Origin of the sequence: Corynebacterium halotolerans YIM 70093 = DSM 44683 (assembly GCF_000341345.1) — a bacterium.
In the GTDB taxonomy this organism is placed as follows: Bacteria; Actinomycetota; Actinomycetes; order Mycobacteriales; family Mycobacteriaceae; genus Corynebacterium; species Corynebacterium halotolerans.
The window spans coordinates 1231528-1246123 of the sequence record NC_020302.1; the positions used below are offsets into that span (position 1 = coordinate 1231528).

Consider the following 14596-nt stretch of genomic DNA (forward strand, 5'->3'; position numbering starts at 1 on the left):
TCGGAGGTCAATTACGAGGAGGAGGACGCCAGCGATGACGGCGGCGCCGACTTCGACTTCGGCGACGACGAGGGCGACGCCCGCAGCTAGGGGCGTGATGCACCTACCCCTGGAGGTGGGTGACCGCCGCCAGCAACAGTGCGTAGAGCACCAGGCCGGTCAGGAACCAGCCGAAGCTGGAGGAGCGGTTCGAGGGAACCTCTTCCTTGAACACGTTCAGCAGCACGGAACCACCCAGGAAGGCCGTGAGCAGAGCCACCAGCAGCGTGCTGGTGGGGGCTGCGAGCGCTCCGAGCGCCCAGCCGACCACCAGGGCCCCGGCCAGCAGAAGCCGACCATGTGCACGAAACCGGCGTGGGTAGTGTTCGGCCAGACCACGGTCGGTGAGCACGAAGTGCAGCCCCATGGCCACCGTGAACAGCAGCGCGAACAGTAACCCGGTGCGCACCCGCAGGGACATGGTGTACGTGATCAGCATGTTGTAGATCAGGAACGACCCCAGGTGCAGCCAGTACACCCATGCCGCCTCCCGCTTCCCGTCGTCACCCGGGGCGGTCGTCCGGGGCTGCTCCCGGGAGCCGCGGTAGGTGGCCAGACGTTCCAGGCCGTAGAAGACGGTGAAGCCGGTCAGCGCGACCAGGAAGATCCCCAGCTCCAGTAGCGGGGTCGGTTCCACTACGTCCGACAGGGCCTCGCCCACGGCCTCGTTGCCGGCCGCGACCTCGGGCAGCAGGTGCAGGAACACGTAGCTCACGGCCAGACCACCGGCGAAGGAGCCGGTGAAGCGTTCCGGTACCAGAGGCAGTTTGCGGATGCTCGGCGCCGCCAGGTGAAGCACGGCCAGCACCGCCACCAGGCCGAGAGCGATCCACACGCTCGCCGTCACGGTCATTTCGATCAACTCCTTCAGTTGTCATCACCGAGCTGCGTTGCTCCTGCCGGGCCGGGGCCGGGGACAGATTCTGATCGACCGCCGTCCGCGGAAAAGAGACGCACATCACCGTACGTGCGACGGTACCGAACCGCAGCACTGGTAGGACGGGTCCGATACAGGCATCCTGGGGACACGGACCATTGACTGAAGGAGCGGCCTGATGGCGACAATCGGATTCCACGCCTCGCACGAACAGATAGGACCCGCGGACCTGCTGCGCCACGTGCAGCAGGCCGAGGCCGCCGGCTTCACCGCGGCGATGTGCTCGGACCACCTCGAACCGTGGTCGCACCGGCAGGGGCACTCGGGGCACGCGTGGTCGTGGCTGGGCGCCGCGCTCGCGAGCACCTCGCTACCGCTCGGGGTGGTCACCGTGCCCGGTTACCGCTACGACCCGACGGTGCTCGCCCAGGCCTCGGCGACCCTGGCGGAGATGTTTCCCGGTCGTTTCTGGTTCGCGCCGGGTAGCGGTGAGTTGCTCAACGAGCACGTCACCGGCGAGCCCTGGCCGGATAAGGAGGGCCGGCAGCGGCGGCTGGGGGAGTGCCTGGACGTGATCCGCCGGCTCCATGCCGGCGAGCGGGTGACCCACCACGGCGAGATCACCGTCGACCGGGCCAGGGTCTGGGAGGTTCCCACCCGGCGGCCGGAGATGATTCTGCCGGCCCTGTCCCCGCAGACCGCGCGGCGTTTCGCCGGTCAGGTGGACGGGCTGATCACGGTGAATCAGCCCCTGGAGGATCTGCGCGGGATGCTCGAGGCCTACCGCGCGGGTGGCGGCACGGGCAAGGCGGTGCTGCAGGTGCACCTGAGCTGGGCCGAGACCGAGGACGAGGCCTACGCGCTGGCGCACGACCAGTGGCGGACGAATGTCTTCGATTCGCTGACCCTGTCAGCCTTCGCCCTACCGGAGGACTATGAACGCAAGGCGGAGGAGGACGGCGTCGACCGGGAGCAGCTGGCTGGCTCGGTGAATATCTCCGCGGATCCGGATCAGCATGCCCAGTGGCTGCGGGAGTACCTCGACCTGGGTTTCGAGGAGATCTACCTGCACCACGTGGGTCAGGAGCAGGGGCGTTTCATCGAGGTCTTCGGTGAGCGGGTGCTGCCGCAGCTGGCCTGACGACGTCCGGGGATTTTTGGGCGGGGAAGCCGCGGCCACTACCCTGGACAGGTCACCTGACGGACGGTCAGAAAAATATCCCGGGAGGGGAACGGCGGAGGATGCGGAGATGAACCTGGACATCCCGGCCATGGTGGAGGCGATCTCCGGCTACGCGCCCGTCGTCGTCGCGGTGATCGCGCTGGCGGCCCTGGCCGAGGCGGCCCTCGGACTCGGGGTCATCATCCCCGGGGAGACTTTCGTCGTGCTCGGTGCCGTGGTCCTCAGCGACGCCGGTCTCGGCTGGGTGCTCATCGGCTGCCTGGCGGTGGCGGTCGCGGCGTCCGTCGGCGACCACATCGGCTGGTGGATCGGCCGTAGCGCCGGACCGTCGTTGCGCACTTCCCGGATCGTGCGCCCGGTGGGCGTCGACAAGTGGGACCGGGCGATGGACGCCGTTCAGCGCCAGGGTCTGCTGCCGCTGGTCCTCTCCCGTCAGCTGCCGGGGGTGCGCACGTTGGTCTCGGCGGCCTGCGGTGCGGCGCGGGTGCCGTACCGGCGGTTCGCCACCGCGAGCGTTGTCGGTGCCTCGATCTGGGCACTGTTGTGGACGGGAGGTGGCGCGCTGTTCGGGCGCATCATCCTCGATGTCTTGGGTCCGGTCCTGCCCGTCATCGTGGCGGTCTGGATCGTCGGCGTGGTGGCCGTGCTGGTGGTGAAGAAGGTCAGGGGCCGGGTCAGGCGGCCTGCGCGAAACCACTGAACAGTGAGGCGGGGGAGTGGACGGGGCGGTAGTGCCCGTCCACCAGCCACAGGTAGGTCGGTGTGCGGCCGTCGCTGATCTCGTGGATGGTGTCGACCATGCTCTCGTCCACCAGCGCGCGGATCCAGCCCTCGGCGATGACGGGTTCGACCCGGCGGCCCCTCGGATCCGTGACCCGCACGCTGATGAGATAGGCGGGGTCGCGGGTCTCGCCGAAGCCGCGGACACGGGCCCGGGTGCGGGGCCCCACGCGGTGGCGGGTGACGGTGAGCATGAGAGGGGCGGCGCCGAATAACGCCGGTGTCTGCTTTGATGGTGGACGCCAGTCGGCCATCGGCCGGGCGAGTGAGCGCGGGTGGTGGATCACCGAGTCCACTGCCCGGAGGGTCTCCGCCTCGTGCTCGCGGATATGTGTGGCCACCTCAGCCGCGGAGAGGGAGACGCGCGGGGTGTGGCGGACGGGCAGGATGGAAAAGGCTCTGTTCATCTTCATGCTCCGAAGACTAGGAACGGGGCGGACACGTATGTTCGAAATTGTAGAACACATGTTCCAAACCCGCGCACAGTTGAAAAATAGCCGATATGAATAAAAAGGGATAACCTGATAACGATATGACCAGTAACGCAACGTCGCAGGACACGGCCTCCGGGACCGGTCCCGGGGCACCGAAGATCCCGGTCGAGATCTGGGTGCTCGTCTCCGCGGCCTTCATCATCGCCCTGGGTTACGGGCTGATCGCCCCCATCATCCCGCAGTTCGCCGTCAGCTTCGACGTCTCCATGGCCGCCGCCGGCGCGGTCGTCTCCATCTTCGCCATGAGCCGGCTGCTGTTCGCCCCGGTCTCCGGCCGGCTCATCGACGCCCTCGGCTCCCGCAAGGTCTACCTGACGGGCCTGATCACCGTCGCGGTGACCACCGCGCTCGTCGCCTTCGCCCAGGAGTACTGGCACATCCTGCTGCTGCGCGGCATCGGCGGCGTCGGCTCCACGATGTTCACCGTCTCCGCGATGGGCCTGATCGTGAAGATGGCCCCGCCGAGCATCCGGGGCAAGGCCTCCTCCGTCTACGCCAGCGCCTTCCTCATCGGCAACATCATCGGCCCCGTCGTCGGCGCGGCCCTGTCGATGCTGGGCATGCGCATCCCCTTCGTCATCTACGGTGGCGCGGTCGCCCTGGCCGCGTTCGTCGTGTGGTGGCGCATGCCGAAGATGGACGACAGCGCCCGCTCCGGCGCCCACACCCAGCCGCCCCTGAACTTCCGGGAGGCCTTCCGGGACTCGGCCTACCGCAGCGCCCTGTTCGGCGCGTTCGCCAACGGCTGGTCCAATTTCGGCGTGCGCGTGGCCACCCTGCCGCTGTTCGCCGCGGCCGTCTTCCAGCACGGGGGCGCGGCCGCGGGCCTGGCGATGGCCACCTTCGCCGCCGGCAACGCCGTCGCCCTGCAGTTCTCCGGTCGGCTGGCCGACCGGATCGGGCGTAAACCGTTGATCATCTCCGGGCTGATCGTCAACGCCGTGTTCACCGGCGGCATGGGCTTCGCCGATGGCTTCTGGCCGCTGCTGATCGTCTCCGCGATCGCCGGCGCCGGCGCGGGCATGCTCAACCCCGCCCAGCAGGCGGTGCTCGCCGACGTGATCGGCAACAACCGCTCCGGCGGCAAGGTGCTCGCCAACTACCAGATGGCCCAGGACTTCGGCGCCATCACCGGCCCCATCATCGTCGGCGCCGTCGCCGAGCTCATGGGCTTCCGCGCAGGCTTCCTCATCTGCGGCGTCATCGGCCTGGCCGCCGCCGCGATCTGGACCTTCGGCCGGGAGACCCTGGAGAAGGACGATACGGACCTGGAGCGGGTGGGGCAGTGACCGGCACCACCTTCTCCCGCACCGCCGCCCCGATCCCGGAGAAACAGGCCTGGCGCGCGCTCGCCGCCCTGTGCATCGGCCTGTTCGTCACCCTGCTCGACCAGTCCCTGGTGGCCGTGTCCCTGCCGCGCATCGCGGAGGAGCTGGACGCCAGCATCAACCAGGTCGTCTGGGTCTCCGCCGTCTACCTGCTGACCTTCGCCGTGCCCCTGCTGATCACCGGGCGTCTCGGTGACCGCTTCGGCCAGCGCAACGTCTATCTGGTGGGCATGGCGGTCTTCACCCTCGGTGCCCTGGCCTGTTCACTCGCGCCGACGATCGAGTGGCTGATTCTCCTGCGCGCCGTGCAGGGCCTCGGTGGCTCGTTGATCAACCCGCAGCCGCTGAGCATCATCCACCGCATCTTCGCCCATGACCGACGTGGTGCGGCCACCGGTGTGTGGAGCGCGGTGGCCAGCTCCGCCGGGCTGTTCGGCCCCGTCCTCGGCGGTGTGCTCGTGGGCACCGTCGGCTGGCGCTGGGTCTTTTTCGTCTATGTCCCGCTCGGTGTGCTCTCCCTGGTGATGGTGGCCCGCAATGTGCCGCGGCTGCCCACCGGCACCAGCCGCATCGACCTGCTCAGTGGCCTGGTCTCCCTGATCGCGGTGCTCGGGGTGGTCTTCTCCCTCCAGCAGGGCCCCGAGGTCGGCTGGAGCTGGTGGCTGTGGGTCGTCCTCGGCGTCGGCGTGCTGGCCTTCCTGCTGTTCATCCGCCTGCAGAGGACCGCCGGCCGGCGCGGCACGGAGGCCCTGGTCCCGCTCGGGCTGTTCGGGCACCGCAACTTCGCCCTCGGTGCGTTCGCGGTGTTCACCCTGGGCTTCACCGTGTACTCGGTGAACCTGCCGATCATGCTCTACCTCCAGGTGGGTCAGGGCCTGCCCTCCGAGGTGGCGGGCCTGATGCTCGTGCCCATGGGGGTGATCTCGGTGTTCATGGCTCCCGTGGTCGGGCGCATCACCGACCGCGTGCCGCCGGGGCGGATCTCGAGGATCGGCTTCACCGCCATGATCGCCGCGATGACGCTGTTCGGCGTCTTCATGCACCTGGAACTCAGCGCCTGGTGGATCCTCCTACCGGTGGTGGCGCTCGGCTTCGCCAACTCCATGTGCTGGGCGCCGAACTCGACGATCTCCATGCGCGATCTGCCGGGCGCGCTCGTGGGCGCCGGCTCGGGCGTGTACAACACCTCCCGCCAGGTCGGCGCGGTGGTCGGCGCCGCGGCGCTCGGCGCGGTGATGCAGATGGGCGAAGGCACGCTCAGCTTCGGCGCCGCGATGGGCAACGCCCTGCTCCTGCCTGTGGTGCTCCTGCTGGCCGGGCTGGTCGCGGTGTCGCGGTTCCGTGGCGACGGTGGCGACGGTGGCGAGTCTGCGGGGAGGTAGGCGGTCCACCTCCGCTTGTCGACGCCGCGCCGGGCCCGCATCCTACGCGGTGCGGGGCGTGTCGCGGCGGATGTCCACCACCTGCCACCAGGTGACGCACCGCCACGCCCACTCGGCCGGCCCGTAGCGGAACCGGCGCAGCCAGAGCGTACTCCAGACCGCCTCGAGGGCGATGATGCCGACCACGAGGACGGCGATCGCAGGTGCGTCGTCGAAACCGTCGATTCCCAGCGGAGGGGCGCCCAGCAGAATCAGCGCGGTGGCGGCGAGGTAGTTGCTCAGCGACATCCGCCCCATCGGCGCGAGAACACGGTGCAGGACCGGGGCCAGGGGAGTGCGCAGCAGCAGAACCAGGCCGGTGGTGTAGGCGAGGCCGCTGCACAGCGCCGCCAGCTGCCCGGTGAGGCTGATCCAGCCCAGTGACAGGGAGGGAACAGGTATCCCGTTGCCGACGGCGAGGAGGTATCCGCCAGCCGCTACCGCGGAGACGATGAACGCGAGCGCCACCCGTCCGGGACGCCGGGACATGCCCTCCGGCACCCGGAGTGCGGCCAGGCCGAAGCCGATCAGCAGCAGGCCGGGCATGACGCCGTAGGCGGGGATGAACTGACCGCCGATCAGCAGCAGCACCGCGCCGACGGCCACCGCCCACGAGCCGCCGAGGAATGAACCCGGCAGCAGCATGAGCAGCCCCATGACCGCGTAGACCAGCAGCACCTCTCCCGGGTGGACGAGCTGGTGCAGCGCACCCAGCGCCGCCAGCGTCACCAGCCGCCGGGCGAGCACCAGGCGCGGCCGCCGGGTCCGGTCACCCGCGCGCAGGAGGAAGATGCCGAAGGAGACGCCGAACAACAGGGTGAAGATCGGCAGGAAGCGCTGGTGAAATCCGTGGCGGATGAGCGCGGGCAGCTCGTCCGTGCCGTAACCGATGCCCTCCGGATACAGCTCGGGCAGGACCACCAGCTGGTAGACGTTCACGGCGTGGATCCCGCACAGGGCGAATCCCCGCACGACGTCGAGTTCCCCGATCCGGCGAGCCGTCATGGGCCGATTCAACCACGCCCGGGCATCAATCTGTAGGGCCGGTGATCGCCGTTCCGCCGCCCCGGCACCCGCTCGATGTGCGCGTGCCCTCCGGATGCATTCAGAAACCGGCGGGCCAATCCGGAACACGTTATAGTGATGGTCATCACTTCTGGAGGTGTCGCGCGTCCCCGGCGCAGGCACACGCCCCGCCCGGGGACGCGCAACGCCTGCACAACAGCAGTGAGCGACAAGGTCATGTTCGATCGAGCAAACGAACGCGGCCGAGCGGGCCGCGGATGGGATGCAACGTGGATCTCTTTGAGTACCAGGCGCGCGACCTGTTCGACGCCCACGATGTTCCGGTGCTGCAGGGCCTCGTGGCCGCGACACCCGAGGAGGCGCGCGCTGCCGCCGACCGGATCGGTGGCGTGACGGTCGTCAAGGCGCAGGTGAAGACCGGTGGCCGCGGCAAGGCCGGCGGCATCAGGATCGCCCGGACCCCGGACGAGGCGGCTGAGGCCGCCGACGCGATTCTCGGCATGGACATCAAGGGGCACACGGTCGAGAAGGTCATGGTCGCGCAGGGCGCGGACATCGAGCAGGAGTACTACTTCTCGGTGCTGCTCGACCGCGCGAACCGCTCGTATCTCGCCATGTGCTCGGTCGAGGGCGGGATGGAGATCGAGCAGCTCGCCGCCGAGAAGCCCGAGGCACTCGCCCGCGTCGAGGTCGACCCGCTCACGGGCATCGACGAGGCGAAGGCCCGCGAGATCGTCGACGCCGCGGGCTTCCCGGCCGAGATCGGCGAGAAGATCGTCCCGGTGCTGCAGAAGATCCATGGGGTCTACCGCGACGAGGACGCCACGCTCGTCGAGGTGAATCCGCTCGTGCTCACCCGGGAGGGAGAGATCATCGCGCTCGACGCGAAGATCACGCTCGACGACAACGCGGACTTCCGCCACGACAACCGCGAGGAGCTCGCCGAAACCGCGGGTGGTCTCGACCCGCTCGAGCGCAAGGCCAGGAAGAACGACCTCAACTACGTGAAGCTCGACGGGTCGGTCGGGATCATCGGCAACGGGGCGGGGCTGGTCATGTCGACGCTCGACGTGGTCGCGAACGCGGGCGAGCGTCACGGCGGACAGAAGCCCGCCAACTTCCTGGACATCGGGGGTGGTGCCTCGGCCGAGGTCATGGCGGCCGGACTCGAGGTCATTCTCGGCGACGAGCAGGTCAGGAGCGTCTTCGTCAACGTCTTCGGCGGCATCACGACGTGCGACGCCGTCGCCGAGGGGATCGTCGGCGCGCTCACGTCGCTCGACGAGGCGGCCACGAAGCCACTCGTCGTGCGCATCGACGGCAACAACGTCGACGAGGGGCGCCGCATCCTCGCCGAGTATGACCACCCGCTCGTGACGGTCGTCTCCAGCATGGACGAGGCCGCCGACAAGGCCACCGAGCTCGCCGCGACCACCGACCTCGCCGCCGCCCATTAGCCGGCGCCGCACGACAAGGGAAAGCACAGGAGAAAAACCATGTCGATCTTCCTCGACGAGAACTCCCGGATCATCGTCCAGGGCATCACGGGCTCAGAGGGTTCGGAGCACGCGACCCGCATGCTCGCCTCGGGCGCGAATGTCGTCGGCGGCACCAACCCCCGCAAGGCCGGACAGACGGTCACGCTGAACGGCACCGAGCTACCCGTCTTCGGCACCGTGGCGGAAGCCATGGAGACGGGCGCCAATGTCTCGGTCATCTTCGTCCCCCCGGCCTTCGCGAAGGCCGCGATCATCGAGGCCGTCGACGCGCGGATTCCGCTCGCCGTCGTCATCACCGAGGGCATCCCCGTCAAGGACACCTCGGAGGCGTGGGCGCACGCCCGGAAGGTCGGCGGCACGCGCATCATCGGCCCGAACTGCCCCGGCATCATCACCCCCGAGGTCTCGCTGGCGGGCATCACGCCCGCGAACATCACGGGCTCGGGTCCCATCGGGCTCATCTCGAAGTCGGGGACGCTGACCTACCAGATGATGTACGAGCTGTCCGAGGTCGGTATCTCCACCGCCATCGGCATCGGCGGCGACCCCGTCATCGGCACGACCTACATCGACGCGCTCGAAGCGTTCGAGGCCGACCCGGACACGGAGGCGATCGTCATGATCGGGGAGATCGGCGGCGACGCCGAGGAACGTGCGGCCGAGTTCATCAAGGCGCACCTCACGAAGCCGGTCGTCGGTTACGTCGCGGGCTTCACGGCCCCCGAGGGGAAGACGATGGGCCACGCGGGCGCGATCGTCACCGGCTCCGTCGGCACCGCCCAGGCCAAGAAGGAGGCCCTCGAATCCGCCGGTGTGCGCGTCGGCACCACCCCGAGCGAGACGGCGAACCTCATCAAGGAGGTCGTCGCGGGCCTGTAGATCGCACGCGTCACCTGCCTCCGGTTTCGGATGCGCAGAAAACATTCGCGATGAACACGTGGTGGCCGGGTGCGGGGGTCCGGCAATGATCGGGGCAGCGGTGCCCGGCGCGGCCACGGCGGGCACCGCAGCTCGCCGCGCCCTCCAATTCCACTGACCATCGCCCCGACGGGCGGTGCGGGAGGCGGCGGAACGTTACTGGTCGATGTCTCGCCGGACATCCCGATGTAAGCGTTGTTTCAGGCTATACCAAGAAAAAACAGCTTATATTCACAATTCATCCGGATGTCACACAGCTTTCTCCCACTGTTCTCCCATGCTTGATTCCGAATTAAATGGATAGCCATACCTTATTCGAGGGCCCGGGAAACCGGCGCTCGTGCCGGATGGGGTGGTAGGACCCCATCCGGTCGGAGTTGACAATCAAACATGGAACGGAACAAGAACTCAATGACATCCAAGGTAACCCGGTCGGCGACCGCCCTCGCGGTGGCCGGCGCCCTCGGCACCGCGCAGCTGGCGAACGTGGGCATGGCGCACGCCCAGGAGGCACCGGCGGCGGACATCCTCGACGTCCGGTTCGACGGCGGCAACACCGCCGACACCGCGCAGAATATCCCGGCGGAGATCGCCGGCGACCCCGTGCTCGAGGAGGACGGGGCCATCGACAGCGGGGTCGCGCGGTTCGACGGCTTCGACGACGCGCTGATGTACGAGATCGGCGATGACTACGCACAGCTGGCCGACGGCCTGGCCGTGGAGTGTGTCTTCCGCTACGACGGCACCTTCGACGGCAGTGAGAAGTCCCTGTGCGCGAACAAGGAGGCCGGCGGCTTCGCCATGGTCGTCTACGGCGATGACCTGACCTTCACCACGCACGTCGGCGGAGGCTACAAGCAGGCCCGGACCCAGATCGAGGAGGGCCGCTGGTACCACGCCGTCGGCGTCTGGGACGGGGAGCAGACCCAGCTCTACGTCAACGGCGAGCTGGTGGACACCACCGCCGCCGCCGGTGAGATGCAGCGCCCGGGTTCCAACTCCACCGCGCTGACCCTCGGCGCCGACAGCGGATCCAACAACTCCCCGCAGTTCATGGCCGAGGCGACGGTCAAGAGCACCAAGATCTTCTCGGAGCCGATCAACGCGGCCGAGGCGGCGGCGCTCTACGAGCAGTCCGACCGCGAGTCCGAGCAGCGCCTGGAGATCGCCTCCACCACCCCGGCCGCCGGCGCGCGCCTGACCGAGGCCGCCGAGTTCCAGGTCGAGTTCGTCGACCCGGCCCTGCTCAGCCCGCAGGTCCGCTACACCCTGGACGGCGAGGAGATCGCCCCCGGCGACCTGATCGGCCCCGGGCTGACCGAGGGCGAGCACGTGATCGCCCTCGAGGCCGTGGATGTCTTCGGCAACGACTTCACCGAGGAGATCACCTTCACCAGCGGTGACATCCCCGTCGACGGCGGCACCGACACCGCGCAGGGTGAGGGGACCGTCTCCCTGTCCGCCATCGCGGAGAACCCCTCCGGCGGAGATGTGGTCACCACCTTCACCGAGGGCGCGACCAGCACCGCCCAGGAGGGCTTCCAGGGCGTGCTCGATGGTCTGCCCACCACCCTGGACTTCGAGCACTCCGAGGGCGCGGAGATCACCGACCAGGTCAAGCCGGGCGACGGAAATTCCGTGGAGTCCGTCTCCACCGGCCGGCTGCCCTTCCAGCGTTTCGACGTCGCGATGCCGGAGAACGCGGAGAACGGCCACCAGCTGGTGTGGAACGGCGCCGTCGATCCGACCCGCACGGCTCGCCTGTTCGCCTGGAACACCGCCCAGGGCACCTGGGATGAGCTCGGCTCCACCAACGGCGTGGCCGACGGCCAGGTCAGCATCGCCGCCGAGGTCGGCGGCGAGTACGTCGACGGCGACGTCGTCCACGCCATGGTCGTCGGCTACGACCCCTTCGCCGACAACCTGGACGAGCCGGTCCGCGACGGCTTCGCCGACCCGGACGAGTACGACTTCGCCATCTCCCACCACACCGACACCCAGTACATCTCCGAGGGTGCCGTGGAGCAGGAGACCGAGGAGGAGCGTGCCGTCTGGCGCCAGGCCTACGAGGACGCCACCCAGTGGGTGGCCGAGAACGCCGACGAACGCAAGATCGCCTACCACGCGCACACCGGCGACATCATCGAGAACTGGCACCAGGATGATGACTGGGAGCACGAGGACCGCGCCCGCGAGGAGTTCGAGGTCGCGGACCAGGCCCAGGAGATCCTGGACGAGGCGGGCGTGGTCAACGGCGTGCTGCCCGGCAACCACGACAACGTCACCGGCCAGGACAACGGCGCGGACAACCTCTACAACGAGTACTTCGGCCCCGAGCGCTACGAGGATCTCGAGGAGACCGCGGCCTGGCAGGAGCAGAACGCCTCCCACCACCCGTGGAAGCCGGGCGACAACGACAACCACTACGACCTGTTCAGCGCCGCCGGCCTGGACTTCGTCGCCGTCAGCCTCGGCTACGACGTCACCGAGGAGGAGGCCGCCTGGGCCGACGGCGTCCTCAAGCAGTACTCCGACCGCAACGCGATCGTGCTCACCCACGCCTACAACGATCCCAGCAACAGCCCCGACGGCCGCGGTGCCGGCCCCTCCCACGACGGCGTGCTCGTTCTGCAGGAGGTCGTCGAGAAGAACCCGAACGTCGCACTCGTTCTCTCCGGCCACGAGCACGGCGTCTCCATCGTCACCCGCAACGACGCTGGCACGGAGGGCAACCACGTCGTCGAGCTGCTCGCCGACTACCAGTTCTACGAGGTCAGCGCGGATGAGCTCGGTCTGACCGAGGTCGGCGGCTACAACCCGGACGACGGCCTGCAGTTCGGCGCCTCCTTCCTGCGCCTGCTGCAGTTCGACCTGGACGCCGGCGAGATGATCGTCGACACCTACTCGCCGTTCCTCGACAACTTCGGCGCCTCCGAGTACGACACCCGCGGCCGCTACAACGGCACCGAGGACGACACCCGCCTGCCCATCCAGTTCGAGACCCGCAGGACCAGCTTCAGCACCGATGGCCTGACCCTGGTCGGCGACACCGGCGAGACCATCGGCGAGGCCCAGGCGGCCTCCGGCTGGCCGGCCACTGTGGAGTGGGACGGCCTGGAGTCCGGCGAGGTCTACGCCTGGTACGCCACCAGCCGCGACGCCGTCACCGGCGAGGACGTCACCCCGGGTTCCACCCGTCAGTTCGCGGTGTTCACCGCCCGCGACGCCGGCACCGACACCACCGCACCCGAGCTCTCCGTCCCGTCGGAGGACCTGGTCGTGCGCGCCGGTGAGCAGGTGGACCTGCTCGACGGCGTGACCGCCACCGACGACGTGGACGGCGACGTAAGCTCCAGCATCGAGGTCATCGGCAACGTGGACACCACCACGCCGGGCCGCTACGCGATCACCTACGCGGTCAGCGACGCCAACGGCAACCAGGCCGTGGCCAACCGCGTGGTTGTCGTCGAGGCGGGGGAGCAGGACGACTCCGGTAGCTCCGAGGACTCCTCGGGCTCCGCTGCGGGTTCCTCCGGCAGCTCCGGTTCCTCGAACGGCCTCCTCGGCATCTTCGACGCGTTCGGCGGTGCCCTGCGCGGCATCTTCGACGCCATCGCCGGACTGTTCCGCCTGTAGTCGGCCCGACTCCGAACCTCCCCGCCGGAATGCCCTCCGGCAGGGGAGGTTTCCTGCTTATCGACGTCGCTTTCGACGGCGCGGGAGGCGCGCGCTGGCCGACGCCGACGTCCGTGCTGTCCCAGCCTGTAGAGGATGTACGGCGGATCCGTCCAGCTGTGGTGCGTCGTTCTCCGAAGATTATTGCTCCGTTGCTGGTCTTCTCTGGAACGCCGTTCGAAGTTGTAGGAAGCCGCCAAACGAAGCTAATGGTCACGCAACTCAATAGAGAGTATTGAGCGGAAACCCCCAGCCATGTTCCACGGCTGGGGACTTCGACTTCCGGGGAGGGCGAGTAGCTCAATCTCGAAGGTTATGTTGGCACCGTTATGCTCCCGGTGACTGCCGACGTGTACTTCTCCCAGTGGATCCGTCGCGGCGACATGCGCCGCCGCTTGAACGCGCGTCGTCCTGCCTCGACGAGTGCGGGTGGGCCGCACAGGTAGCCGGACCAGCCGCGAAGGGTCCCGAAGTCCTCAACGATGAAGTCGGAGGCGTACCCTGTCCGCCCGCCCCACGTCTGCCGGGTCAGACACGGCTTCACGACGAGGTTCGCGTGCCGTGTCTCCAGCTCGGACAGCAGCTCCCGTGCGTAGAGTTCCTCCTTCGTGCGTGCCGACTGGTAGAGATGCACCTCGCGATCCGGCCGGGCGTCCAAAAGGGTCTGAAGGATGGGCAGGATAGGAGCCAATCCGGTGCCACCGGCAACCATGATGATGCCGCCGTCGGAGTCGAGGTCGGCGCACCGGAAGTCTCCTAACGGGCCACTAACCTCCACTCGCTCCCCAATGGACATGGTGTCGAAGACCCAGCGATCGGAGGCGAGGCCATCGGGTTGCCGCTTGATATGCAGTTCGATCTTGCGAGTTGTCCCATCCGGGCCGGGAACGTTCGCGATCGAGTAGTGGCGCTGGGATGCCGTGCCCGGGACAGTAAGTTCGATGTACTGGCCAGGGGTGAACCCGAGTGGTTCGTCGAGGCGCAGCACCACGCTGCGCGTCTCTTCGGCGATGTCCTCGATGGCGGTGACTGTCCCGACGAGGTCGCGGAGCGGATGGACGGCGCCGGCGCCTCCGGAAGAATGCTCCGGCTCAATGACGACGTCTCCACATGGGGTGGCCTGGCAGGCCAGGGCCAAGCCCTGGGTACGGTCCGTGGGTGAGAGCGTGACGTGGGGGCTGTCGCGGTGGTCGACGGTACCGTCGACCACGCGCACGGTGCACGTGCCGCAGGTGCCCTGGTTGCAGGAGTTTGGGAGCCACACGCCCCGGCGCAGTGCCGCGTCCAGCAGAGGCTGGTCTTCTGCGCAGGGAACCTGGTCCCCGGTGGCGATGGTGACGGTGTGCTGGTCCATGG

Annotated in this window: 11 protein-coding genes; 7 read left to right on the forward strand and 4 right to left on the reverse strand. The window is 68.4% G+C overall.

The genetic code is table 11. From position 1 onward, the window contains the following. Positions 1-103: 103 nt before the first annotated feature. Positions 104-892: a ZIP family transporter gene (locus A605_RS05810; protein WP_015400575.1), complete on the reverse strand. Its 789-nt coding sequence runs from the start codon at positions 890-892 to the stop codon at positions 104-106. 202 nt (positions 893-1094) lie between these two features. On the opposite strand from A605_RS05810, the gene A605_RS05815 reads away from it, so the two are divergent. Together A605_RS05815 and A605_RS05820 are read left to right on the forward strand one after the other, a co-directional pair. After that, on the forward strand, positions 1095-2057 hold the full coding sequence (locus A605_RS05815; RefSeq protein ID WP_015400576.1) for a TIGR03885 family FMN-dependent LLM class oxidoreductase: 963 nt from the start codon (positions 1095-1097) through the stop codon (positions 2055-2057). 109 nt (positions 2058-2166) lie between these two features. Continuing rightward, positions 2167-2799, forward strand: coding sequence for a DedA family protein (locus tag A605_RS05820; RefSeq protein WP_015400577.1), 633 nt, complete (start codon positions 2167-2169; stop codon positions 2797-2799). Here A605_RS05820 and A605_RS05825 read toward each other — a convergent pair. Next, positions 2774-3292: a hypothetical protein gene (locus A605_RS05825; RefSeq protein ID WP_244429011.1), complete on the reverse strand. Its 519-nt coding sequence runs from the start codon at positions 3290-3292 to the stop codon at positions 2774-2776. The two genes, A605_RS05820 and A605_RS05825, sit on opposite strands and share 26 nt — an antisense overlap. 119 nt (positions 3293-3411) lie before the next feature. On the opposite strand from A605_RS05825, the gene A605_RS05830 reads away from it, so the two are divergent. Together A605_RS05830 and A605_RS05835 are read left to right on the forward strand one after the other, a co-directional pair. After that, a complete protein-coding gene (locus A605_RS05830) occupies positions 3412-4662 on the forward strand; it encodes an MFS transporter (RefSeq protein ID WP_015400579.1) in 1251 nt (416 codons plus the stop codon). After that, entirely contained in the window at positions 4659-6083 is a 1425-nt protein-coding gene (locus tag A605_RS05835) for a DHA2 family efflux MFS transporter permease subunit (RefSeq protein WP_015400580.1), read from the forward strand. The genes A605_RS05830 and A605_RS05835 overlap by 4 nt, the downstream gene beginning before the upstream one ends. A gap of 42 nt (positions 6084-6125) precedes the next feature. Here the strand turns inward: A605_RS05835 and A605_RS05840 are convergent, their stop codons facing one another. Next, entirely contained in the window at positions 6126-7127 is a 1002-nt protein-coding gene (locus A605_RS05840; RefSeq protein WP_015400581.1) for a DUF418 domain-containing protein, read from the reverse strand. 290 nt (positions 7128-7417) lie between these two features. Here A605_RS05840 and sucC point away from each other — a divergent pair, with 290 nt between their 5' ends. The 3 genes from sucC (at position 7418) to A605_RS05855 (ending at position 13201) form a co-directional block, all read left to right on the forward strand. Then, entirely contained in the window at positions 7418-8605 is a 1188-nt protein-coding gene (sucC, locus tag A605_RS05845) for an ADP-forming succinate--CoA ligase subunit beta (RefSeq protein ID WP_027004358.1), read from the forward strand. Between the two features lie 39 nt (positions 8606-8644). Further along, entirely contained in the window at positions 8645-9526 is an 882-nt protein-coding gene (gene sucD / locus A605_RS05850; protein WP_015400583.1) for a succinate--CoA ligase subunit alpha, read from the forward strand. Positions 9527-9976: 450 nt separating this feature from the next. Next, positions 9977-13201: an immunoglobulin-like domain-containing protein gene (locus tag A605_RS05855; protein WP_015400584.1), complete on the forward strand. Its 3225-nt coding sequence runs from the start codon at positions 9977-9979 to the stop codon at positions 13199-13201. Positions 13202-13553: 352 nt separating this feature from the next. On the opposite strand, the gene A605_RS05860 is transcribed toward A605_RS05855, so the two are convergent. Beyond that, positions 13554-14594, reverse strand: coding sequence for a 2Fe-2S iron-sulfur cluster-binding protein (locus A605_RS05860; RefSeq protein ID WP_015400585.1), 1041 nt, complete (start codon positions 14592-14594; stop codon positions 13554-13556). Between the last annotated feature and the right edge of the window lie 2 nt (positions 14595-14596).